The sequence below is a fragment of the Rhodanobacter geophilus genome, from assembly GCF_040812275.1.
Lineage (GTDB): Bacteria > Pseudomonadota > Gammaproteobacteria > Xanthomonadales > Rhodanobacteraceae > Rhodanobacter_A > Rhodanobacter_A geophilus.
In genome coordinates, this window is sequence record NZ_JBFOHL010000001.1 from 413,595 (window position 1) to 437,558 (window position 23,964).

The window sequence follows — 23,964 nt, forward strand, 5'->3', positions numbered from 1 at the left end:
GCCGCTCCCCGCGTGCGCTACGCTACGCTCGGGGCGGACGGGAAGACGCCACGCTTCTCTACGTTGGTCACCTGCATCGGCGATAATGTCGGCTGATCGTTTCCGGACTGGCCCCATGCCCCAGCTCTCCGTCGTCGTCCCCGTGTTCAACGAGCGCGACAACATCCCGCCCCTGCTTGCCGAAATCGCCGCCGCGTTGCGCGGCCGGGTCGATTACGAGGTGGTCTACGTCGACGACGACTCCAGCGACGACAGCCGCGCCGTGCTCGATGCGCAGAAGGCGCTGCATCCCGAATTGCGCGTGCTGCACCACGTCACCCGCAGCGGCCAGAGCACGGCGGTATGGAACGGCGTGCGCGCGGCGCGCGGCAGCTGGATCGCCACGCTGGACGGCGATGGCCAGAACGATCCTGCCGACATCCCGAAGCTGCTCGGCGCGCGCGACGTCGCCGCGCCCGAGGTGAAGCTGTTCGCCGGCTGGCGCACCACGCGGCGCGACAGCTTCAACAAGCGCATCTCCTCGAAGATCGCCAATGCGGTGCGCTCGCGCATGCTCAGGGACGCCACTCCCGACACCGGCTGCGGGCTGAAGCTGTTCGAGCGGGAGGTGTTCCTGCGCTTGCCATATTTCGACCACATGCACCGCTACCTGCCCGCGCTGGTGAAGCGCGCCGGCTTCCAGAGCACCAGCGTGCCGGTGGGGCATCGTCCGCGCACCGCCGGCGTGTCCAAGTACGGCATGCTGGATCGCCTGTGGGTGGGCCTGGCCGACCTGCGCGGCGTAGCCTGGCTGATGCGCCGGGGCAAGGTGACCCAGGTCGAGGAGCTCTGATCCGCGGCACGCCCGCATGGCATGGGCGGCGTATGCTGGAACGCATTTCCTGCGGGAGTTGCGTGCATGAGCATTGCCGTGAAACGCGTCTACGAGCCGCCGTCGAAGTCCGACGGCTACCGCGTCCTGATCGACCGCCTGTGGCCGCGTGGCCTGAAGAAGGAAGACGTGCCGCTGGACCTGTGGGCCAAGGAGCTGGCGCCGTCCACCGCGCTGCGCCAGTGGTTCGGCCATGATCCGGCGCATTGGGAAGGCTTCCGCCAGCGCTACGCGGGCGAGCTGGACAAGCGGGCCGAGCATTGGCGTCCGCTGGCCGAGCGGGCGGCGAAACATCCGGTCACCCTGCTCTACGGTGCCCGCGACGAGGAGCACAACAACGCGGTGGTGATGAAAGCCTACCTGGAAAACTGGCTGCGCACGCACGGGCCACGGTAGGGGAAGCACACTGCGCGCGACGGGGTGCTCCTGCATGCGCGCCGTTGCAGGAGCGGGGGCAATCCCCGCCGGGTCACGTCAGTGGTGTGGCGCCACGCGGCCAGTGCGCCAGCGCTTCGCGCGCCTGCAGCCGGCCCAGCTCGATCAGCTCGCGGGCACGGTAGAACTCGTAGGGACTGGCCATGTTGCGCGGCAGCTGGATCAGCAGGTCCGGCTCGTAGGCGGCGAGGCGCAGCCGTGAGAGGTTCGCCTGCATCAGGTCCATCGCCTGGGTGAGCAGCTCGAGCGCGCCGGGTTCGCGCGGCATGTCGCCATTGCCGCCGTGCGGCATCAGCCGGCCGATGAAGGCGCCGATGCGCTGGCGATAGCCCGGCGCGTCGGCGCCCTCATCGCCGGGGGGCGGCGGTGGCGCGGGCTCGGTGGCGGCACCGTCCACGCTCACCGCGATCAGGTAATCCGCCGGCTCGCGGATCAGCGGTGTCACCGGCACCGGGTTGAGCAGGCCGCCGTCCACCAGCCGGCGGCCGTCGATGTGATGCGGGCGGAACACGGTGGGGATCGCGATCGAGGCGCGGATCGCGTCGAACAGCGGGCCGCGCGACAGCCAGACCTCGCGTTCGCGGTCGATGTCGGTGGCCACCGCGGTGAACGCCAGCGGCAACTCCTCGATCAGCGCGTCGCCGATCAGACCGCGCAGCGTGCCGATGATCTTCTCGCCCTTGATCAGGCCGCCGCCGGAGAAGGTCCAGTCCACCAGCCGCAGCACGTCGAACTTGGCCAGCGCACTGACCCAGTCGCGGTACACGTCCAGCTTGCCCATCGCGTGGATGCCGCCGATCAGCGCGCCCATCGAGCTGCCGGCGATCGCGGTGATGTGGTAGCCCTGCGCCTCCAGTTCCTCGATCACGCCGATGTGCGCCAGCCCCCTGGCGCCGCCCGCGCCCAGCGCCAGTGCCACGGTGGGCCGGCGGCGCGTGTCGGTTGTTTCGCTGGAAAGCGGCGTGGTCATGCGCGCATTCTGCCGTGGATCGCGGTGAACGGGGCATGTAGGCGGTTTTGCACCCGCACCGCCGTCGCGTAGCATGCGGTTTGCATCGCCGCTGCAGGCGCCAGGATGATCCCGATGTCGACCTCACGCCGAACGCCGCAGCTGCACCGCTGCGCGGAAGCAGCGGCATGAGCTGGCAGGCCTGGGGCGTGGTCGCCGTGATCGCGGTGGCGATGGCGCTGTTCGCCAGCGAGAAGCTGCGCATCGACCTGGTGGCGCTGGTGGTGCTCGCCGCGCTGGTGGTGCTGGGCATCGTCAGCCCCGCCGAGGCGCTGTCGGGCTTCAGCAACGAGGCCACGGTGACGGTGGCGGCGATGTTCGCGCTCAGCATAGGCATCGAGCGCTCGGGCGTGCTGGAGCCGCTGAGCCGGCTGCTGATGCGCATCCGCAAGCCGTGGCTGCTCACGCTCACCATGATGCTGGCGATCGCGCCGCTGGGTGCGTTCGTGAAGAACATCGCCCTGGTCGCCACCTTCCTGCCGCTGGCGCTGCGCGTGTGCCAGCGCACCGGCACCTCGCCGGCGCGCGTGCTGATGCCGATGGCCTATGCGGCGCAGATGGGCGGCGTGTGCACCCTGATCGGCACCTCGTCCAACCTGCTCGCCGATTCGCTGGCGCAGAAATATGGCCTGCCTGCGTTCGGCGTGTTCGAGTTCACCGGCATGGGCGTGCTGCTGGCGATGGCCGGCATGGTCTACCTGATGCTGGTGGGGCGCTGGCTGCTGCCGCGCCACATCGACGCCGACGAGATCGAAGAGGTGGAGATCGGCAAGTACGTCACCGAGCTCGCGCTCACCGCGCAGTCGCCGTTGCTGGGCAAGAGCATCGGCGAGGCGCAGCTGGGCGAGCGCTACGGCGTGTATCCGCTGGAGCTGCTGCGCGGCGAGCGGCGCATGTGGTCGCCGCGCTCGCAGCAGATGGAGGCCGGCGACGTGCTGCTGGTGCGCGGCGACTGGGAGAAGATCGAGGATTTCCAGCGCCGCGCCCACCTGCACAACGTGCCGGAAAGCCGCTACGTGCGCGACCCCGATCACCCGCGCGTGCTGGCCGAGATCATGGTGGCGCCAGCCAGCCTCGCCGAGGGCCGGCGGCTGGCCGAGACCGATCTCGGCCGCCGCCCCGACGCGGTGGTGCTGGCGATCCACCGCCGCGGCCAGGTGCTGCGCGACAAGCTCAGCGACGTCAGCCTCGCGGTGGGCGACGTGCTGCTGGTGCTGGTGGACGAGGGCAGCATGCCGCAGCTGCGCGGCGACGACGCCTTCATCGTGCTCAGCGAGCGCGACGACGCGCGGCGCATGTCGCGCAAGGCGATCGTGGCGGCGGCGATCATGGCCGGCGTGGTGGTGGTCTCCGGCATGCGCTGGCTGCCGATCCCGGTGGCGGCGATCTGCGGCGCGGCGGCGATGGCGCTCACCGGCTGCTTCGGCCGCAAGGACGTCTACGAAGGCATGGACTGGAAGATCATCGTGCTGCTCGGCGCGATCCTGCCGCTGGGCACCGCGATCGAGAAGACCGGCCTGTCGCAGGAAGTGGTGCAGGCCGGGCTGGGCCTGGTCGGCAACCACGGCCCGCTCGCCGCGCTGCTGATGGTCTACCTGCTCACCGCCCTGCTCACCGAGCTGATGGGCCACAACCCCTCGGTGGTGCTGATGGTGGGCATCGCCGCCAGCGTGGCGCACGCCGTGCATGCCGACCCGCGCCCGTTCGTGGTGGCCGTGGCGTTCGCCGCCGCCACCTCGTTCGCCACGCCGGTCGGCTATCCCACCAACACCATGGTGTATTACGCCGGCGGCTACCGCTTCACCGACTTCATGAAGGTGGGCATCCCGCTGATCGCACTGTTCTGCACGCTGTCGATGTGGCTGATCCCGAAGTTCTGGCCGTTCCATCCCGGCTGAGCTTTTGGCCGGGATGGAACGGCCAGGGCGAGCTCTTACTTCGCCTCGCTCTTGATCGCGTGCCCGCCGAACTCGTTGCGCATCGCCGCGAGCAGCTTGTCGGAGAACGAGTCGGTGTCGCGCGAGCGCAGGCGCTCGATCAGCGAGGCGGTGATGATGGGTGCGGGCACGTCGAGGTCGATCGCCTCGTCCACGGTCCAGCGGCCTTCGCCGGAATCGACCACGTAGGGCGCGATGCCGTCCATGGTGGGGTTCTTGCCCAGCGCGTCGGTGGTGAGGTCGAGCAGCCAGGAGCGCACCACGCTGCCGTAGCGCCAGATCTCGCCGACCTGGTGCAGGTCGAGGCCGAATTCCTTTTTGTGCGCGAGGATGGAGAAGCCTTCGGCGTAGGCCTGCATCAGGCCGTATTCGATGCCGTTGTGGACCATCTTGGTGAAGTGGCCGGAGCCCACCGGGCCGACGCGACCCCAGCCCCTGTCGGCGGCGGGCGCCAGCGTTTCGAAGATGGGCCTGAGCGTGTCGATGGTCTTCGCGTCGCCACCCACCATCATGCTGTAACCCTCCTTGAGGCCCCAGATGCCGCCGCTGGTGCCGGAATCCACGTAGCCCAGGCCGTGTCCGTCGTACAGCGCGGCGCGGCGCAACGTGTCCTTGTAGTTGGAGTTGCCGCCGTCGATCACCGTATCGCCCTTCGAGAGCAGCGGCAGCAACGCGTTGACCGTGTCGTCGGTGACCTTGCCTGCAGGCACCATCAGCCACAGCACGCGCGGCGCAGGGAGCGCCCTGACCAGTGCTTCCAGCGAATCGGCGCCGGCCACGCCCTTGGCCGCCACCGCCTTTCGCGCGTCGGCGCTGGGGTCGAAGCCGGTGACCTTGTGGCCGCCCTGCACCAGCCGTTCCGCCATGTTGGCGCCCATCTTGCCCAGCCCGACCATGCCCAGTTCCATCGTGTCGCTCCGCTTGTGGTGAGAGTGGAAGCGCGGTGGCCGCGCGCGTGGCGCGCCCGCCGCAAGGTTTCGGGATTGCCCGGCCCGGTGCGGGCCGGACAATCGATTCACGATATAGCTGTCGCCGTGCAGCGCTTGTCGTCGCGCACGAGCCTAGCGGTGGTTCCCGGTGTCGTAGGGGCTGGGCCGGTCGTCGGCCGACCAGCGCTTGTACTGCCACTGGTACTGGGGAAAGGCCAGCTCCACGCAGGCCTCCACGCCACGGTTGAGCGCCGTGCAGGCCGTGCCCAGGTCGGGATCGGCCAGGCCGTCCGGCGCGGGCAGGAAATGGATGCGGTAGCCGGCACCGCGCGGCAGCCGTTCCGCGAACGCGTACAGCACGGTGGCCCCGGTGCGCGCGGCGAGCCGCGGCAGCAGCACCATGGTCAGCGCCTCGCGGCCGAAGAACGGTGCGAACTCGCCCTCGCCGGCGCGCGGCTTCTGGTCAGGCAGGATGCCCACCGTGCCGCCCGCGGCGAGCCGCTTGTACAGCGTGCGCACGCCGGCGCCCTCGGCGCGCACCTGCTCCGGTGCCAGCGCACCGCGCACCTTGCGCAGCAGGCCCTCCACCGCGGCGATGCGTGGCGGCCGGTACAGGATCGCCATCGGCGTCTTGCGGCACAGCCAGTAGTTCAGCAGTTCCCAGCAGCCCAGGTGCGGTGCGGCGATGATCACGCCCTTGCCCGCAGCCAGCGCGGCGTCGAACAGGGCCTCGCCGCGCACCTCGCGCACCAGCCGCAGCGCGCGTTCGGCGCCCGCGCCCCAGATCTTGATGATCTCGGTGGCCGACTTGCCGCTTTCGGCCAGCGCCTCGCGCAGCAATGCGGTGCGCGCGGCCTCGTCCAGCCAGGGCCGGGCGATCGCCAGGTTCACCGCCACGTGGTGCGCGGTGCGGGTGCGCCGCCACAGCGCGAGGCGGCCCAGCAGCTTGCCGGCGGCCTGCAAGCCGCGCAGCGGCAGCAGGGCAAGCAGACGCAGCAGGAGATAGGCGAGGAACATGTCGGCACGCATCGGCGCAGTGTACGGGATAGCCGTGCTTCCACCGGCCGCGCGGCGCGCTTATGCTGCACGCTCCGCCTGTCGCCGAGTCGCCATGATCGCCCTGATCCAGCGTGTGCTCTCCGCCCGTGTCGAGGTCGAAGGCGAAACTGTAGGTGCGATCGGCCCCGGCCTGCTGGCCCTGGTGGCGGTGGAACCCCATGATGGCGAGCCGCAGGCACGGCGCATGCTGGAACGTCTGCTCGGCTACCGCGTGTTCGGCGACGACGCCGGCAGGATGAACCGCTCGCTGGCCGACACCGGCGGCGGCCTGTTGCTGGTGAGCCAGTTCACGCTCGCCGCCGACACCCGCTCCGGCATGCGGCCCAGCTTCACCAGCGCGGCCCCGCCAGAACAAGGTCGGCGCTGGTTCGAACGGCTGCTGGAATTGGCACGCACCGCGCACCCGGTGGTGGAAACCGGGCGTTTCGGCGCCCATATGGTGGTCAGTCTGGTCAACGACGGGCCAGTGACGTTCCGGCTCGACACAGGCTGAATGTCCGGCGCAGCGGGAGGTGCGCAAACCCGCGATCTGGCGCGATTTTTGCGTGCAGGCCGGGGAACTTTTCCATCTTGAAAACTGGTCAAAAAAGCAGCATATCGCTATAATGTCCGGTTCTTGAACCCTGCGGCGGTCGGTGAATGAACAACAAAGTCCACGAGCAACAGTCCGAAATCAAGGCGCTCATCGCGAAGGGTCTTGAGCAGGGTTACCTCACCTACGCCGAGATCAACGATCACCTCCCCGACGACATCGTCGATGCGGAGCAGATCGAGGACATCATGGCGGTGCTCAAGGGCGTCGGCATCGAGGTGCACGACGCCGCGCCGGACGCCGACCCGCTGGCCGACAACGCGCCCGGCGCGACCGGCGACGACGAGGCCGCCGCCGAGGAAGCCGTCGCCCTACTCTCCGCCGTGGACGCCGAGGTGGGCCGCACCACCGACCCGGTGCGCATGTACATGCGCGAGATGGGTACCGTCGAGCTGCTCACCCGCGAGGGCGAGATCGCCATCGCCAAGCGCATCGAGGAAGGCCTCTCCCAGGTGCAGCAGGCGCTGGCCAGCTTCCCGCTGACCATCGAGCTGCTGCTGGAGGAATACGACCAGCACCTGGACGGCAAGCGCCGCCTGTCCGAGATCCTCGCCGGCTTCCTCGACCTGGAAGCCGCCGCCGACGCCGCGCGCCTGGAGGCGGAGGAAGCCGCCGCCAATGCCGTCGACGACGGCGAGGGCGAGGGCGACGAGGAGGACGAGGAGGACAGCAGTTCGGATGACGAGGAGGCCGTCGCCAGCGGCCCCGACCCGGAGGAGGTCAAGCGCCGCATGGAGCTGCTGCGCGACCACTACGCCAAGTTCCAGAAGGCCGCGCCCAAGGCCACCAGCATCACCGACAAGAAGATCGTCAAGCTGCGCGACCAGATGGCTGAGGAGTTCCTCAAGCTCAAGCTGCCCAGCGCGCTGATCGACGGCTTCGTGCGCAAGCTGCGCGAGGTGGTGGGCGACATCCGCCACCACGAGCGCGTGCTGATGGACATCTTCGTCAAGCAGGTGAAGATGCCCAAGGCCGAGTTCCTGAAGGCCTTCCCCAGCAACGAGGGCAACCTCGAGTGGGCCGCCGAGCTGGGCCGCAAGCGGCAGAAGTGGTCGCCCAACGTGAAGACCCACCGCGAGGCGATCGACGCCGAGCAGGAGAAACTGGCCGCGATCGAGCAGAAGCTGTTCCTGCCGCTCACCGACATCAAGGAAATCAACCGCGCCATGGCTTCCGGCGAGGCCAAGGCCCGTCGCGCCAAGAAGGAGATGGTGGAGGCGAACCTGCGCCTGGTCATCTCCATCGCGAAGAAGTACACCAACCGCGGCCTGCAGTTCCTCGACCTGATCCAGGAAGGCAACATCGGCCTGATGAAGGCGGTGGACAAGTTCGAATACCGCCGCGGCTACAAGTTCTCGACCTATGCGACGTGGTGGATCCGCCAGGCGATCACCCGTTCGATCGCCGACCAGGCGCGCACCATCCGCATCCCGGTGCACATGATCGAGACGATCAACAAGCTCAACCGCATTTCCCGCCAGATGCTCCAGCAGTATGGCCGCGAGGCCACGCCGGAGGAGCTGGCCAAGGAAATGGAGATGCCCGAGGACAAGATCCGCAAGGTGCTGAAGATCGCCAAGGAACCGATCTCGATGGAAACCCCGATCGGCGACGACGAGGATTCCCATCTCGGCGACTTCATCGAGGACAGCAACGCCTCCTCGCCGATCGACTCGGCCACCGAGACCGGCCTGATGGAGACCGTGCGCGACGTGCTTGCTGGCCTCACCCCGCGCGAGGCCAAGGTGCTGCGCATGCGCTTCGGCATCGACATGAACACCGACCACACGCTGGAAGAGGTCGGCAAGCAGTTCGACGTCACCCGTGAGCGCATCCGCCAGATCGAGGCCAAGGCGCTGCGCAAGCTGCGCCATCCCAGCCGTTCCGAGCAGCTGCGCTCCTTCCTCGACGTGGATTGATCCGGTTCCGCCTTCTCGCGCTGGCGGACCGTGGGGCCATGGTGGCGCCTGCTCCGAAGAGCGAGGATGAGGGACAGAGAGAGGGGCAGGACGACGGTCGCGCGAGCGGCCGTCGCCGTTTCCGGACCGGCTCAGCCCATGTTGTAGAAGAACTGCTCGCCCACCACCTTGCCGTCGCACACGCGATACACCCCGACCTCCTCCATCTGCAGGCGGCCGCGTCCCTTGAAGGTGACGTCCATCGCCACCGCCACGCTGAACCAGTCGCCCGCCACCACCGGATCGCTCACGCTGTTCGCGTGCACCGTCTCCACCATCGCGGCGAAGTGGCGACCCTTCTCGTAGATCGCTTCCAGTCCCTGCGCGTCGCCCAGTGCGCCCTCCGGCGCGCTCGGCATCTCGATGCTCACTGCATCCTGCGCGTACAGCTCCCGCTGCGCCCGCTCGTACTCGCCCTTGCGGCACAGCTCTACCAGTCGCTTCGCCACAGCTTCGGTGTTCATGTGGAGATCTCCACTGGGACGGAGCGACCAAACTATGCCGGTTTGCTGACAGTATGTTGTCAACGGCTCCGGCCGGCTCGACGCCCACATTCCATGCCGCTACCATGCCAAGCCCGTCGTGACGCGCTCGCGGGCAGCATGGCGGTCGTTCTTGCGTTCTCCGTGGGCCTGTAGCACAGCGGTTAGTGCAGGGGACTCATAATCCCTTGGTCGAAGGTTCGAATCCTTCCGGGCCCACCATCTTTCCCAGCCAGTCCTCCAGCTGCCGCAGCACCTGGCCGCGGCCGGGCTCGGCCTCGTTGAACAGCTCGTGGTACAGGCCCGCGAAGTAGCGCGTGGTGAGCTTCTTCGTGTGCGCGGCGGCGGCGGAGAAATCGCGGCTGCCGCTGGCGTCGACCAGTGCGTCGTCGCCGGCCACCAGCAGCAGGGTGGGCACTTCGAGGCGGCTCGCATCGGCGATACAGGTGGCGCCGGCGCGGAAGATGAAGTCGGCGAGGCGCGGGCTGACGCGGTCGTGGCACAGCGGATCGTCGCGGTACGCGGCCACCACCTGCGGGTCGTGGCTGAGGCGTTCCAGGTCGAGGCCGTTGCGCAGGCGCAGGCTTGGCAACAGTTGCGCCAGCGTCGCGGCCAGCCGGCGCAAGCCGGGTGATGCGTGGCTGCGCAGCGCGGGCGAGGACAGCAGCAGCGCCTGCGGCGTGACGCGTTCGTCCAGCACGGCGCGCAGGGCGACCAGGCCGCCCATGCTGTGGCCGAGCAGCAGCGGCGCGCGGCCCAGCGTGCGTGCATAGTCGGCGTGCACCACGGACAGGTCCGCCAGCAGGTCGTCGGCATGGCTGAGCACGCCGCGCGGCCCGGGGCTCTCGCCATGGCCGCGCTGGTCCCAGGCGCGCACGGCATAGCCATGTGCGTTGAACCAGCGCGCGAGGTTCGCGTAGCGGCCGGCATGCTCGCCCAGCCCGTGCACGAGCAGCACGCCGCCGCGCGCCTGCGGCAGCGGCCAGTCGTGCAGGCGCAGCGGCTGGCCGTCGGGCATCTCCAGCCATGTCGCTGCGCCCGCCATCGCGCTTAATGCTCCCTTACCTGCAGGTTTTTCATCAGCAGGCCGAGCTTTCCCTTCATGAACGCCTGCGGCTGGTCACCTTCCATGCCGTAGAACGCCGTGTACAGCACCTTGGGCGATGCCGCTCCGGCCTGCGCCGCCACGGCATCGATCTTCATCAGGCCGTCCTCGTTGCGCGCCACACCGTTGTAGGGATATCCGTGCGACGCCAACTTGCGCCACTTGTCGCTCAGGTCTTCGTCGACTCCCGACGGTGGCTCGACGAAACGCTGGACATCGACATTGTTCTTGTCCGAGCCCTCGTCCTCCCAGAGATCCACGAGCCCCGCGTCCCACACGGGTTGATCACCTTCCAGGAAGAACCTGAAACCCAGCCACAATTCGCTGCGGGGCGTGATCTTCTGCACGTCGGAGGTGAGCGAATATGAGATGCGCTGCGAGGCGTAACTGAAGCGGTGGCCGTAGTCGAAGTCGATATGGATGTTGCGGAACGCAGGTGGCAACAGCGCGGTCTGCCTGAGGAACTCCTTCCACTGCGCGAGATTGCCGATATAGGAAACGTTGACAAAGTCGGTCAGCGCATCGAGGTCGAGCTTCGTGTCGTGCTCGTTGGCCGCCGGCACGATCCGGAGCAGCATCGCGCTGCCGTCCGGAACCGGCAGCGAGTACGCCACGACCTCGACGTTCGCGTAAGGCAGGGGCCACACACCCACTTTCCAGGAACGCTGCCAGCGGTCCACGTGCACCGCCTCGGACATCGGCTTGCCGAGCGAGGTGATCTTGATCTTTTCGCCCGCCACCGTGCGCTGGAACATGCCGGTCTTGGCGAGCAGGTCCATCCGCAGTTTCGCGTCGCCGTGGAACCTGGCTCCATCCATGTCGTCAGGCCGGGAGATGTGGATGAGCGCATTCCGGCCTGTCACGGCAATGTCCACGTAGCCACTGTCGTCAAGCGCGAAATTCCGCGACTGGAATCCGGTCCGGATCCATTTCCCATCGCTGCCGCGAACGATCAGCTTGGGCGTGCCGTCGATCTTGGTCTGCTCGTACAGCAGGATTGCCGAATTCCGGCCGTTCGGAAACAGGTCGGCCGACTCCTTCGCAAGCAGGGCTTTCAGTTGCCCTTCGCCGAAGGCAGCAAGACGTGCCTGCAAGCTGCGATAGAAATCCGCGAGATCCACGGGCAGCGCAAATTCGTCCTTGAAGGTACCGTTCTGCAGCGTGTCGAAGATATCGAGCTGGTAGGCCATGCGTGTATTCATCACCGCCTTGCCGTCCGGCGCGTCCAGCACCTCGTGGATCGGCAAGGCGTAGTTGAGGTTCTCGTTGGCCGATTTCATCAGCACCACGCCGATCACCTTGCCGTCCTTGTCCAGCAGCGGACCGCCGCTGTTGCCGGGCGAGGCGGCGGCGGAGAAGCGCATCCACTTCCATGCGCCGTCCTGCTGCTCGGGCGTGTCGGAGGTGTACAGGCCGTCGCGGATCACCACGCCGGTGCCGAGCGCGTTGCCCACGGCGTAGACCGCCGTGTTCAAGGTCGGCCGGGCGTCGACGTCCAGCGTGGCGCCAGCGGGCGAGCCGGCCAGCGAGAACACCACGAAATCCTTGCGCAGGTCGAACTTCTCGATCTTGCCGATCGGGTAGACGTGGCCGGCGGTGTCGCGCAGCTCGGGCTGCCCCCACAGGCTGTCCACGCCGGCCAGCAACACGTGGCCGGCGGTGATGTAGCGGTTGTGGCCGATCGCGAACGCGGTGCCGATGGAGTAGTACTTGTCGGTGCGCTCCTGGTAAGGCAGCAGGTCCAGCGGCAGCGGTTTCTCGTAGCTCAGCGGATCGCTGGTCGGCTTGGCCTGCACCACCTCGAACGTGGCGGCCTGGATCCTGGGCAGCAGCGCGGCATCGAGACTCGCCGCCTGCACCGTCGATACGCCCAGACCCGCCACCAGCACCAGCATGCCGATCCGGCCGCAATGGCGGATCGCCCAGTCGCACCCTGTACGCATACGTTTCCTTCGCATGGAGGCGCGGCCCGCGGACTCCCCTCGGCATCCTCGCGGACAGCGGCCAGCGCGCATCTTGGCATGGCGACGCATGGCTTGCATGGCGGGCGGCGGCCACGATGCAGCCGTCCGCGTGGCGGTTTGCAGACGGGCAGGCGCGTAGAATCCGAAGTCCCGATGGACGTTGTGCCCCTCCCAGCATGCAAGCGGATGCCTCCCCGCTGAACGGTTTCCACCCCGCCGTCGCCGCCTGGTTCGGCGGCCGCTTCGCCACGCCCACCGCGGCGCAGGCGCAGGCATGGCCGGCGATCCGCGCAGGCGGCCACGTGCTGGTGGCCGCACCCACCGGCTCGGGCAAGACGCTCACCGCCTTTCTCGCCGCGATCGATGCGCTGGTGCGCGAAGGCGTGGCGAACGGCGGCGCGCTTCCGGACGAGACGCGGGTGGTCTACGTGTCGCCGCTGAAGGCATTGTCCAACGACATCCACGTCAACCTGGAAGAACCGCTGGCAGGCATCCGCGCCGAGCTGGAAAAGCTCGGCATGCCCGAAGTGGCGATCCGCACCGCCGTGCGCACCGGCGACACGCCGCAGGCCGAGCGCGCGTGGATGCGCAAGACGCCGCCGCACATCCTCGTCACCACGCCGGAATCGCTGTACATCCTGCTCGGCTCCGCCTCCGGCCGCGAGATGCTCGCCAGCACGCGCAGCGTGATCGTGGACGAGATCCACGCCGTCGCCGGCAGCAAGCGCGGCGCGCACCTGGCGCTGACGCTGGAACGGCTGGAGTCGTTGTGCCAGCGGCGGCTGCAGCGGATCGGCCTGTCGGCGACGCAGAAGCCGATCGAGGAAATCGCCGACTTCCTGGTCGGCGCGACATCTCCCTCTCCCCTCTGGGGCACGCGGGGAGACGCCATGGATGGCGTCGGCTCCGAGGAGCGAGGAGAGGGTCGGGGTGAGGGGTCACCCTTGCGACAATCCGCCTCAGAGCACGCTCTTGGCCACACCTCCGCGAGCACCCACCCCTCATCCGACCCTTCGGGCCACCTTCTCCCCGACGGGGAGAAGGAAGCGTCGTGCTGCACCATCATCGACACCGGCCACGTGCGCAAGCGTGACCTCGCGCTCGAATTGCCGCCGTTGCCGCTGGAAGCGGTGATGTCGAACGATGCCTGGGAGCTGGTCTACAACCGCATCGCGCAACTGGTGCAGGCACATCGCACCACCCTGGTATTCGTGAACACGCGGCGGCTGGCCGAGCGCGCGGCGCGGCATCTCTCCGAGCGGCTGGGCAAGGAAGCCGTGGCCGCGCACCACGGCAGCCTGGCGAAGGAACAGCGGCTCGACGCGGAGCGGCGGCTGAAGCGCGGCGAGCTGTCGGTGCTGGTGGCCACCGCCTCGCTGGAACTGGGCATCGACATCGGCGACGTGGACCTGGTCTGCCAGCTCGGCTCGCCGCGTTCCATCGCCGCCTTCCTGCAGCGCGCGGGCCGCTCCGGCCATCACGTCGGCGGCGTGCCGAAGGCGCGCCTGTTCCCCAGCACGCGCGACGACCTGGTGGAATGCGCCGCCCTGCTCGACGCCCTGCGCCGCGGCGAGCTCGATGCGCTGGTGCAACCCCCGCAGCCGCTGGACGTGCTGGCGCAGCAGCTGGTGGCCGAAGTGGCCTGCCGCGAATGGGACGAGGACGCGCTGTACGCGCTGGTGCGCGGGGCGTACCCCTATCGGGCGCTGGCGCGCGTGGATTTCGACGCGGTGGTGCGCATGCTGGCCGAAGGCTTCACCACCCGCCGCGGCGCACGCGCGGCCTACCTGCATCGCGACGCCGTGCATCGCCGCGTGCGCGCGCGGCGCGGCGCGCGGCTGGTCGCGCTCACCTCCGGCGGTGCGATCCCCGACACCGCCGACTACCTCGTGGTGCTGGAGCCGCAGGGTACCGTGGTCGGTTCGGTGCACGAGGATTTCGCGGTGGAAAGCCTCGCCGGCGACATCTTCCAGCTCGGCAACACCAGCTACCGCATCCTGCGCGTGGAGCGCGACCGCCTGCGCGTGGAGGATGCGCACGGCGTGCCGCCCAGCATCCCGTTCTGGCTGGGCGAGGCGCCGGGGCGCACGGACGAGTTGTCGTTTGCGGTGTCGCGTCTGCGCGAGGAAATGGATGCCTTGCTTGAACCCCTTTCCCTTCGGAAGAGGGGCAGCGGTGCGGCCGTGCCTGAACGCCCGGCGACAACCGAACCTTCACCCCCAACCCCTCTCCCGGGGGGAGAGGGGAGCAAGGCGCTGATGTGGCTGCGCGACGAGCTCGGCCTGGGCGAGGCCGCCGCGCGGCAACTGGTCGATTACCTCGCCGCCGCCAAGGCCGCGCTGGACGTGCTGCCCACGCAATCGACCCTGGTGTTCGAGCGCTTCTTCGACGAGTCCGGCGGCACCCAGCTGGTGATCCATGCGCCGTTCGGCAGCCGCATCAACCGCGCCTGGGGCCTGGCGCTGCGCAAGCGTTTCTGCCGCCAGTTCAATTTCGAGCTGCAGGCCGCGGCCACCGAGGACGCCATCGTGCTGTCGTTGTCCACCAGCCACAGCTTTCCGCTGGAGGAAGTGGCGCGCTACCTGCACTCGAACACGGCCGAGCACGTGCTGGTGCAGGCCCTGCTCGACGCGCCGCTGTTCCCCGCGCGCTGGCGCTGGAACGCGGTCACCGCGCTGGCGCTGCCGCGCTTCATCGGCGGCAGGAAGACCCCGCCGCAGCTGCAGCGCATGAAGAGCGAGGACCTGCTCGCCGCCGTGTTTCCCGACCAGGTCGCCTGCCTGGAGAACATCGTCGGCGAGCGGCAGATTCCCGACCACCCGCTGGTGGCGCAGACCCTGCACGACTGCCTGCGCGAGGCGATGGACGTGGATGGCCTGCTGCGCCTGCTGCGCCAGCTCGAAGGTGGCGCGATCCGCCTCGTCGCACGCGACCTCGCCGCGCCCAGCCCGCTCGCCGGCGCCGTGCTCAATGCCGCGCCTTATGCCTTCCTCGACGACGCGCCACTGGAGGAACGACGCACCCGCGCCGTGCGCCAGGACGGTCCGGCGAGCGCCGGCGATCTCGGCCGGCTCGATCCCGGCGCGATCGCCGCGGTGCGCGCCGAGGCCTGGCCCGAGGTGCGCAGCGCGGACGAGATGCACGAGGCGCTGGATGCATTGGGCGGCATCGTCGTGGACGAAGTGGCGGCGAACCCGGGATGGGACGACAAGCTGCGCGCGTTGGCGGACGACCAGCGCGCCACGCGCTTGTCGTTGCAGGGTGGTGGTGACGTGTGGGCCTGCGCGGAAAAGCTGCCGCTGTGGCAGGCCGTGCACCCCGATGCATCGCCGTGCCCCGCCATCGCTGCCCCTGCCGACTACGCGATGCAGGCCTGGACCCGCGAGGACGCCCTGCGCGAACTGGTGCGCGGCCGCCTGCTGGGTTCGGGGCCGGTGACCGTGGGCGCGCTGGCCGCGGCGCTGGCCGTGGCGCCCGCCGAAGTGGAATCCGCGCTGCTGCGCCTGCAGGCCGAGGGCTACGTGATCCAGGGTCAATTCGATCCGGACGTTGCCGAAACGCAGTGGTGCGAGCGCCATCTGCTCGCGCGCATCCATCGCTACACGCTGGGCCGCTTGCGCCGCGAGATCGAGCCGGTGAGCCGGCGCGAGCTGGTGCGCTTCCTGCTCGACTGGCAGCACGCGAGCCCCGCGACGCAGCTGCGCGGCCCCGATGCATTGTCGGCAGTGCTGGCGCAGCTGGAGGGCTACGAAGCGGCAGCAGGCGCGTGGGAGGCGGAAATCCTGCCCGCCCGCATCGCGGATTACTCGGCCAGCTGGCTGGACGAGCAATGCCGCGCCGGCCGCATCGGCTGGAGCCGGCTGCGCGCGGGCGGCGGCAGCGGCCCGGTGCGCGCGACGCCGATCGTGTTGCTGCCGCGCCGCAAGATGGCCGTCTGGACGGCCGTCGCGCAAGACGATTCGCCGCAGGAAGGCCTGTTGTCCTCGCGTGCGCAGGCGGTGGCCGACGCGCTGCGCGAGCACGGTGCGCTGTTCTTCGACGAACTGCAGCACATCGCCCACCTGTTGCGTACCGAACTGGAGGACGCGCTGGGCGAGCTGGTCGCCGCCGGTCGCGCCAGTGCGGACAGCTTCGCCGGCCTGCGCGCGCTGCTGCTGCCCGCGGCGAAGCGCGAGGCGACAGGGCAGCGGCGGATGCGCCGGCATGTGTTCGGCGGCATCGAGGATGCGGGGCGCTGGTCGCTGGTGCGTTCTTCAACGCAAGATCGGCCCCTCACCTCAATCCTCCCTCCGCAGGGGAGAGGAGGGGATGGCGGCGCTTCGCGCGACGTTTATTCGATTGAGGCGGAAGCCGTGGAACACGTGGCCCGCACCCTGCTCGCCCGCTACGGCGTGGTGTTCTGGCAACTGCTCGAGCGCGAGGCGCCGTGGTTGCCGCGCTGGCGCGAACTGCTGCGCGTGTATCGCCGGCTGGAGGCGCGCGGCGAGATCCGCGGCGGTCGCTTCGTGGAGGGCCTGGTGGGCGAACAGTTCGCCTTGCCGGAGGCGATCGCGCCGCTGCGCGCGATCCGCCAGCGCGCGGACGACGGCGCGCTGGTCGTGGTGGGCGGTTGCGATCCGCTGAACCTGCTGGGCGGCGTGCTGGCGGGCGACAAGGTGCCGGCGGTGCCCGGCTCGCGGGTGCTCTATCGCGACGGCGTGCCGCTGGCAGCGCAGGTCGCCGGCAAGTTCGTGCCCTTGCTGGAGCTTTCCGTCGCCGATGCGCAGGCGGCGCGGCAAACCTTGTTGCCGGGGGTGATGGCGCGGCGCCGGGCCTGAGCCGGATCGTCGCCGGGCCGTTTGCCGGGCGGCGACGCAGCCGGCATCGCGGATGGCAGCGGCCCGCAGGCACCCGGGTGTTGCCTGCCCTCCTTTCCGTATGCCGAAGGGCAGGGGTCCGGCATCAGGGCTGGCCGGTTTCCAGCGACACCCGCCCCAGCGCGTACAGCGGCCCGTCGATGGGCGCCGTATAGACCAGGCACAGGCCGTGCTCGCCGCTTTGCGCGGGCAGCTTCGCGTCGAGCTTGAATGTGCGCGGGGCGTGCGCGGGATCGGGCAGCGGCATGCTGGCGAGCACCGGGCCGTCGCAGCGGTCGGCGTGCACCACCAGTTCGCCGAACGGCGTGCTGTGCGGGCGGGAGACCACCAGCTTCTGCTCGTGCGCCAGCGCGAAGTTGCGCGGCAGGCGCACCGCGTCGACATGGATCGCGGCGACACCGTCCATCAGCGTGGGCGGGAACAGCTGGCAGGTGTCGAACACGTTCACCGCGTACACCGGCTGGGTGCTCGTCGCATCCGGCGTCGGCTGCACGCGCAGGCGGAAGTCGCTGCCGGGGCAGTTCGCCAGCGCCGTCCCGGGCAGGCTCAGCAGCGCGGCGCGGTCCAGCGCGCGTTCGCGTGGCGCGGCGAGCGCGTTGCCGTCGGCGGCGAAGCTGGCGGCGCGCACGGTGGCGGGCAGGCCCACGTTGAACGGTGCCTCGTAGCGCGGCGAGGCCGGTGTGGGCGTGCTGCCGTCCAGCGTGTAGTGGATGGCGCCGAAGCCGGTCTGGTCCGAGAGCGTCACCGTGGCCTTGCCGGTGGCCAGCGCCACGTTGCGGTCGACCCGGATGTCCACCGCGAAGGCGCTGTCGGCATAGTCGAGGTGCTGGGCGCGATAGCGCGCGAGTTGCGCCGGCAGGCGGACGAGGAAGCCGTGCCAGTCGTTCGCGGCGGGCGGCGACCAGGCCACTTCGGCGAGCGCGTCCAGCCGCGGGAAGACCGCGTGCTCCACGTGCGCCATCGTCGGCAGGTGCTCGGTCCACACGTTGGCCTGCACGCCCAGCACGTGCCTGGCCTGCGTGGCGTTCAGCACGTCGGGCACGGCCTGGAAGCCGTATACGTCCCGCAGCGATTCCACGCCGAGGCGGCCGGCGTATTCGTCGGCGAGGTCGCCCTGCACGTGGTCGAAGTACAGGTCCGGCGAGGGCGACATCACCACGTCGTGGCCGAGCAGCGCGGCCTTGATCGCGCCGTCGATGCCGCGCCACGACATCACCGTGGTGTCGGCGGGCAGGTTGTCGCCTTCGAGGATCTCGTCCCAGCCGATCAGCTTGCGGCCGTGCTTTTCGAGGTACTGGCCGATGCGGCCGATGAACCAGCCCTGCAGCGCATCCTCGCTGCTGATGCCCAGCGCGCGCATCTTCGCCTGCACCGCGGGCGAGGCCTGCCACTGGTCCTTGATCGCCTCGTCGCCGCCGACGTGGATGTACTGCGAGGGGAACAGCGCCATCACCTCGTCGAGCACGTGGTCGATGAAGGTGAAGGTGTCGTCGTCCACGTTGTACAGCCAGGGATTCACGCCGGAGTCGGCGGACACCTGCGGCCGCCTGCCGGTGACGCCGAGCTGCGGATACGAGGCCGCCGCGGCCTGCGCGTGGCCCGGCATGTCGAGCTCCGGCACGATGGTGACGTGGCGCGCGGTGGCGTAGGCGACCACGGCGCGGATCTGCTCCTGCGTATAGAAACCACCATAGCGCTGCGGCTCGCCGTCATGGCCGGCGCCGGGCGGCGTGCGCCACGCGCCGATCTTCGTGAGCTCGGGATAGCGCTTGATCTGGATGCGCCAGCCCTGGTCGTCGGTGAGGTGCCAGTGCAGCACGTCGAGCTTGAGCTGGGCCATCTGGTCGATCAGCTTCTCGACCTCGGCCACGCTCTGGAAATGCCGCGCGGAATCCAGCATCAGCCCGCGCCAGGCGAAGCGCGGCCAGTCGCGGATGGACAGCGCGGGCACCTCCACCGCGCCCTGTTTCGCGTCGGGCGTCAGCAGTTGGTACAGCGTGACCGCGCCATGGAACAGGCCGGCGTCGTCGCGCGCCGCGATGCGGATGCCCTGCGGCGTGACGTCCAGCGCATAGCCTTCGGCCTGGGCCACCGGCGCCTGCGGGTCGCGTTGCAGCACGATTGCTGGCGCGGCCTGGCCGTCGCCGGCGATGTGCAGGTGCAGCCCGCGCGTGCGGGCCACGAGGTCGATCAGGTAGTCCGCGGTCTGCCGCGTCGATGCGTCGTGGTCGGCGAGCACGACGGGCGTACTTGCGTCCACGGTGAAGCTGCCGTGCTGCAGCTGGAGCCGTGCCGGCAGCGGTATCAGGGCGGGTGTCGCCGCCTCGCCGGCGCGTGCGGCGGGCGCCAGCAGCAGGGCGAGTGCGAGCAGCAGGCTGGCGCAGCTGGACAGGAAGGAACGGTGAAGCATCGGCATCTCCTGCGCGGGGTGGCCCAGCATGCCATCGTCGTGGCTGGTCCGGACAAAACCGGCTGGAGCGACCTGACATCGTGCCAGCGATGGCCCGAAAGGCGACTGCCATGGATGGCAAAAAGACGGGCCCGCAAAGTGAAGCCGGGCCCGCTCGGGGAGAGTGCGGGCCGTCCGTGGCCCGCGGGTTGTCGCGTGAAGCGGTGGATCAGAACTTGAAGTTCGCCGTCAGGTAGTACTGGCGGCCGTTCTGGTAGAACGCCTCGGGCACCTTGCCGAAGCCCAGGCCCGCCTGCGAACCGACGTCGTAGTAGCGCAGCTTCGGGTTGTTGAGGTTCATCGCGTCGAACGAGAAGCTCACGTGGTCGTTGAGCGTGTAGCCCAGCGAGAACGACAGGTAGCCCGTGCCCGCCTGGTAGTACGGCAGCAGCGGCATGGTGTTGCTCTGTCCCGTCACGGTATTGGTGAGCGTGCCTGCCTGTACCGGCATCATGCCGTCGTAGAACGAGGAGCGGTACGTGTAGTTGATGCGCGCGTTCCAGTGCTGGTCTTCGTAGAACGCCGAGAAGTTGGCGGTGTTCTTCGAAGTGCCGTACAGCGGACGGTTGCCGGCGGCCACGTTGTTGCCAGGCGTGCCATCGGCGTTGTACAGGTAGGTGCCGCCCGACGAATGACCGTTCGCGTAGGTATAGCTGACCTGCGTGCCGAAGTGCTCGCCGATCGGCTGCACCCAGTTCAGTTCCACGCCCTTCAGGGTGCCGTTGACGTTCACCGGCCGGCTGATCAGGTACTGGCTGTAGATCGGCGCGCCGCTGGGGTTGTTCACCCTGTCGAAGGTCAGGTAGCTGTTGAGGTAGGTGCCGGTGACCGTGCCGTAGTCGTAGTAGTTGTTGAGGTCCATCTCGTACACGCTGGCCGACAACAGGCCGCGCGGCGCGAAATACCACTCCAGCGAGGCGTCGAAGTTGGTGGACACCAGCGGCTTCAGCTCCGGGTTCGGGCCAAGGCCGGAGCCCATGCCGCCTGCCGTATGCGGATCGGTCAGCGACAGGAAGCCAGCCAGCTGGCCGTAATCCTGGCGGGTCAGCGTCTGCGAGGCCGCGAAGCGTGCGATCAGGCTGCCGTCGCTGTTGAGGTTGTACTTCAGGTTGAAGCTGGGCAGCGCCTTGGTGTAGTGGGCCTTGTAGAAGTTCCAGTACCAGCCGCCCGTGCCGGCGGTGCCGCAGGGGTAGAAGGCCGAGTTGCAGTACGGGCCGGTGTTGTCGGTTTGCTGGGCCGAGCCGGCGGTGTAGCCGATGTCCTCATTGGTGCCCACCAGGCGCACGCCCGCATTGCCGCTCCAGTTGCTGCCCGCGAAGTTGACCTGCAGGTAGGCCGACTTGTTCGTCTCCGTCATCTGGTAGATGTCGTTCGGATAGAAGCGGGACTGGACGTTGCTGCTGAGGGGGCTGCTGGCGCGGGTGGCATAGGTGGCATTCAACTGGGACAGCTGGGCAGGCGTCCAGTACCACACATTGCCCATGCCGCTGGACAAGGAGTTGCTGTAGCTCTGGGTGCTGGCCGGCCACAGGGTGGAGTTCGGCGTGAAGTTGATGGCCGAAGCCCAGTTGGGGCCTTGGGCGACTGCGAACAGGCTGTTGTGCGTGTGGCGCGAATCGCGGATGCCGAACTGCAGCGAGGACAGTGCGCCGGCATCGTCGAAGTCGTATTCGCCGTCGGCCGTGAACCAGTGCTCCTTGTCCACCACGTGGATGCCCTGGTCGCCGAAGATCCAGTCCAGACCCACGGTGGCCGGGTTGTAGGCGCCGTTGTTGCCGCCCAGCGACACGCCCATCGGCGAGTTCAGGCCATTCATCGAATAGCTGGACCCCTCGCCGTAGCCGGTGTCCATTTCCATCACGTCCTGGATCGGGGTGTTGCCCGTGCCCTTGGTGGTGCCGAACTGGAACTTGAAGTTCAGGTTCTGCGTGGCCTGCCAGGCGGCATCGAGCGTGATGTACTGGCTGGATTCGCTTTCGCCCGGACGCGAGATCATGTCGTAGATGCCCTGCGACACGCCCGACGTGCCCGCCAGCTGGGCGCTGGTGAGGATGTTGCCGTTGATCGCGTAATTGGACAGCGTGCTGGTGGGCACGCGGTCGCGCAGGCGCAGCATGTAGTTGCGGTTGTAGTCGGTGGCATCCATGTGGGAATAGAAGCCATCGAGGTTGAAGGTCAGGTTGTCCAGCGGCTTCCATTCGAGGTCGATCGAGCCGCCCTTGCGCTTGCGCGTCTGGGTGAACAGCACCGAGCCGGGCAGGTTGGGGTAGAACACGCCCGTGCTGCCGGAGGCATTGTTGGGCAGGCCCAACTGCGTGGCGGCCGCCGAACCGGTCGGGATGTACGAGTAGCCCAGCATTTCCTGGCCGTCGCGCTGCAGGCTGCGCTCCTCGTAGAAGCCCTGGACCAGCACGCCGAAGCTGTTGTCGTCGTTCTTCCAGTTGACCAGGCCGTTGAACTGCGGCTTGGTGCTGCTGGGCAGGCTGGAATACACGCCACCCACGCTGGCTTCGGCCGAGAACGGCTTGGAGAACTCCAGCGGCTTGCGCGTGATGATGTCGATGGTGCCGGCGGCACCGCCTTCGAGCAGGCTGGCCTCGGAGGTCTTGTGCACCACCACCTGGCTGACGATTTCCGACGGCAGCATGGCGTAGCTGACGCTGCGGGTGCCGCCGCCGCCGGTGATGAACCAGTCGCCCGAGGCGATGTTGTGGCCGTCCACCGTGGTCAGGGTGAGCGAAGGCGCGCTGCCGCGCAGGCTGGCGCGGTCGGCTTCGTCGAAGCCGCCCTCGGAGCCCGCCGCGTCGGAGATGTTCACGCCCGGCAGCTGGGCGATGGTGTCAGCCACGTTCTTGGCCGGCAGCTTGCCGATGTCGGTGGCGGACACCACTTCGACGTGCGAGTCGGCATCGCGCTTGGTGTCGATCGACAGCGCTTCGCTGTTGCGGATGCCGGTGACGGTGATGGTGGAGAGCTGCTTCGCCTTGGTCTTGTCGGGCTTGCCGGCATCGGACGTGGTGGGGTTGCTGGTGTTCTGGCCGTTGTCCTGCGCATACGCGCCGACGGACAGGCACAGGCCGGCGACGATGCTCGCGGCAAGCAGTGTCTTGCGATGGTTCATGATGTCCTCCCCTCAGAGGCTGGATCAGTTCGGGACCGGGTGGTCGTGGTGGTGGCTTGCTTGGTTGACGGCGTTCGGCGCCGTGTCGCTAGAGCGGTGGCATGGCTGGATCTCCCTGCCGCTCGTCCAGAAACCAGCCGGCGGCGCCGATGACACCTAGCTGGCCGTGCTCGATCAGTCGTACGGGAACCTTTTGCAGGAAGGCGCGCATCACGCCCTTGTCGAGGAAGCGCGCGGCGAAGCTGCTGGCGCGCAGGAAGCCGTGGATCTGCGGCAGGATGCCGCCGGCGAGGAACACGCCGCCGCTGGCGCCGTACAGCATCGCCAGGTCGCCGGTGAAGCTGCCGAGCAGGCCGCAGAACATCTGCAGTGCTTCCAGCGCCGTGGCGTCGTGGCCGGCCAGCGCGGCCCCGGTGATTTCCGCCGGCGTCATCAGCGCCACCGCGCAGCCGCGCAGCTCGCACAAGGCGTGATAGAGGTTGAGCAGGCCGGGGCCGGACAGCGCCTCCTCGTAGGAGACGTGGCTGCGGCCGCGCGCCAGCACGCGCAGGACCTCGATCTCGCGTTCGTTGCCGGGCGCCAGCGAGATCTGGCCGGCCTCGGTGGGCAGCACCTGGGCATGGCGGGCACGCGGCAGCAGCACCGCCGAGCCCAGTCCGGTGCCGGGGCCCATCACCAGCACCGGACCGCGCACCGCGGGTTGCGCGGTCTCGATCACCGGCAGCGTCTCGTCGGCGTCGAGGAACTGGGTGGCCCAGGCCACCGCCTCGAAGTCGTTGATGACTTCCAGCTGGGTCAGGCCGAGTTGATCGCGCAGCGCGCCGATCGACACCGGCCAGGGCAGGTTCTCGTTGACGATGGTGTCGTCCAGCACCACGCCGGCGCTGGCCACCACGCAGCGGCGGATGCGCCCCTGCAGCGCGGCGTGGCCGGCCGGTGCCAGCTGCGCCACGAAATCGCGCAGCAGGGTGCCGAGGTCGGACCAGTCCGCGCAGGCATAACGGTGGTAGTGCAGCACGCTGACCGGATGCCGGCCGTCGGGCGTGCCAAGTACCAGGCCGATGCGCGCATGGGTGCCGCCGACATCGGCGGCGAGGAACGGCTCGCCCTGGCCCAGCACGCCGTTCGACGCCGATGGTTGCGGCGACGGCTGGGCGGCATGACGTTGGCTGGCGAACTCTCCCACGTGGATTTCCC

At 68.9% G+C, this 23,964-nt stretch carries 14 protein-coding genes, 1 tRNA gene and 2 pseudogenes; 8 read left to right on the top strand and 9 right to left on the bottom strand.

Annotation, left to right across the window (positions count from 1 at the left end; genetic code table 11):
• Window positions 1-115: 115 nt before the first annotated feature.
• Both ABQJ56_RS01845 and ABQJ56_RS01850 read left to right on the top strand, forming a co-directional pair.
• Window positions 116-832 carry a glycosyltransferase gene (locus ABQJ56_RS01845; protein WP_367843280.1) on the top strand — a complete coding sequence of 239 codons (717 nt, stop codon included), beginning with the start codon at window positions 116-118 and terminating at the stop codon, window positions 830-832.
• Between the two features lie 66 nt (window positions 833-898).
• Window positions 899-1,267 (top strand): DUF488 domain-containing protein, encoded by a 369-nt coding sequence (locus tag ABQJ56_RS01850; protein WP_367843281.1) that lies wholly within the window; start codon window positions 899-901, stop codon window positions 1,265-1,267.
• Window positions 1,268-1,340: 73 nt separating this feature from the next.
• Here ABQJ56_RS01850 and ABQJ56_RS01855 read toward each other — a convergent pair whose 3' ends face one another.
• Window positions 1,341-2,276: a patatin-like phospholipase family protein gene (locus ABQJ56_RS01855; protein WP_367843282.1), complete on the bottom strand. Its 936-nt coding sequence runs from the start codon at window positions 2,274-2,276 to the stop codon at window positions 1,341-1,343.
• A 167-nt stretch (window positions 2,277-2,443) separates the two neighbouring features.
• Here ABQJ56_RS01855 and ABQJ56_RS01860 point away from each other — a divergent pair, with 167 nt between their 5' ends.
• Entirely contained in the window at window positions 2,444-4,213 is a 1,770-nt protein-coding gene (locus ABQJ56_RS01860) for an SLC13 family permease (protein WP_367843283.1), read from the top strand.
• A gap of 35 nt (window positions 4,214-4,248) precedes the next feature.
• Here ABQJ56_RS01860 and gnd read toward each other — a convergent pair whose 3' ends face one another.
• The gene (gnd, locus tag ABQJ56_RS01865) at window positions 4,249-5,271 is read right to left on the bottom strand and encodes a phosphogluconate dehydrogenase (NAD(+)-dependent, decarboxylating) (protein ID WP_367843284.1); all 1,023 of its coding nucleotides are present in this window, start codon (window positions 5,269-5,271) and stop codon (window positions 4,249-4,251) included.
• Window positions 5,272-5,313: 42 nt separating this feature from the next.
• The gene (locus ABQJ56_RS01870) at window positions 5,314-6,210 is read right to left on the bottom strand and encodes an LpxL/LpxP family acyltransferase (protein WP_367843285.1); all 897 of its coding nucleotides are present in this window, start codon (window positions 6,208-6,210) and stop codon (window positions 5,314-5,316) included.
• Between the two features lie 82 nt (window positions 6,211-6,292).
• Between ABQJ56_RS01870 and dtd the strand changes: the two genes are divergently transcribed.
• On the top strand, window positions 6,293-6,733 hold the full coding sequence (dtd, locus tag ABQJ56_RS01875) for a D-aminoacyl-tRNA deacylase (protein ID WP_367843286.1): 441 nt from the start codon (window positions 6,293-6,295) through the stop codon (window positions 6,731-6,733).
• A 146-nt stretch (window positions 6,734-6,879) separates the two neighbouring features.
• Window positions 6,880-8,751: an RNA polymerase sigma factor RpoD gene (gene rpoD / locus ABQJ56_RS01880; RefSeq protein ID WP_367843287.1), complete on the top strand. Its 1,872-nt coding sequence runs from the start codon at window positions 6,880-6,882 to the stop codon at window positions 8,749-8,751.
• Window positions 8,752-8,882: 131 nt separating this feature from the next.
• Here the strand turns inward: rpoD and ABQJ56_RS01885 are convergent, their stop codons facing one another.
• Entirely contained in the window at window positions 8,883-9,254 is a 372-nt protein-coding gene (locus ABQJ56_RS01885; RefSeq protein WP_367843288.1) for a SnoaL-like domain-containing protein, read from the bottom strand.
• Between the two features lie 164 nt (window positions 9,255-9,418).
• On the opposite strand from ABQJ56_RS01885, the gene ABQJ56_RS01890 reads away from it, so the two are divergent.
• Window positions 9,419-9,494, top strand: a tRNA-Ile gene (locus ABQJ56_RS01890).
• On the opposite strand, the gene ABQJ56_RS01895 is transcribed toward ABQJ56_RS01890, so the two are convergent.
• Window positions 9,451-10,317 carry an alpha/beta hydrolase gene (locus ABQJ56_RS01895; protein ID WP_367843334.1) on the bottom strand — a complete coding sequence of 289 codons (867 nt, stop codon included), beginning with the start codon at window positions 10,315-10,317 and terminating at the stop codon, window positions 9,451-9,453. The two genes, ABQJ56_RS01890 and ABQJ56_RS01895, sit on opposite strands and share 44 nt — an antisense overlap.
• Window positions 10,318-10,322: 5 nt before the next feature.
• Window positions 10,323-12,320 (bottom strand): S1 family peptidase, encoded by a 1,998-nt coding sequence (locus ABQJ56_RS01900; RefSeq protein WP_367843289.1) that lies wholly within the window; start codon window positions 12,318-12,320, stop codon window positions 10,323-10,325.
• Window positions 12,321-12,517: 197 nt separating this feature from the next.
• Between ABQJ56_RS01900 and ABQJ56_RS16880 the strand changes: the two are divergent.
• Window positions 12,518-14,480 (top strand): annotated as a pseudogene (locus ABQJ56_RS16880) (DEAD/DEAH box helicase); the annotation flags it as partial.
• Between the two features lie 221 nt (window positions 14,481-14,701).
• A pseudogene (locus ABQJ56_RS16885) lies at window positions 14,702-17,158 on the top strand (Lhr family helicase); the annotation flags it as partial.
• Window positions 17,159-17,282: 124 nt separating this feature from the next.
• On the opposite strand, the gene ABQJ56_RS01910 reads toward ABQJ56_RS16885, so the two are convergent.
• The 3 genes from ABQJ56_RS01910 to glk form a co-directional block, all read right to left on the bottom strand.
• Window positions 17,283-19,607: a beta-N-acetylhexosaminidase gene (locus ABQJ56_RS01910; protein WP_367843290.1), complete on the bottom strand. Its 2,325-nt coding sequence runs from the start codon at window positions 19,605-19,607 to the stop codon at window positions 17,283-17,285.
• A 208-nt stretch (window positions 19,608-19,815) separates the two neighbouring features.
• Entirely contained in the window at window positions 19,816-22,767 is a 2,952-nt protein-coding gene (locus ABQJ56_RS01915; RefSeq protein WP_367843291.1) for a TonB-dependent receptor, read from the bottom strand.
• Between the two features lie 88 nt (window positions 22,768-22,855).
• Window positions 22,856-23,953: a glucokinase gene (gene glk, locus ABQJ56_RS01920; RefSeq protein ID WP_367843292.1), complete on the bottom strand. Its 1,098-nt coding sequence runs from the start codon at window positions 23,951-23,953 to the stop codon at window positions 22,856-22,858.
• Window positions 23,954-23,964: the final 11 nt, after the last annotated feature.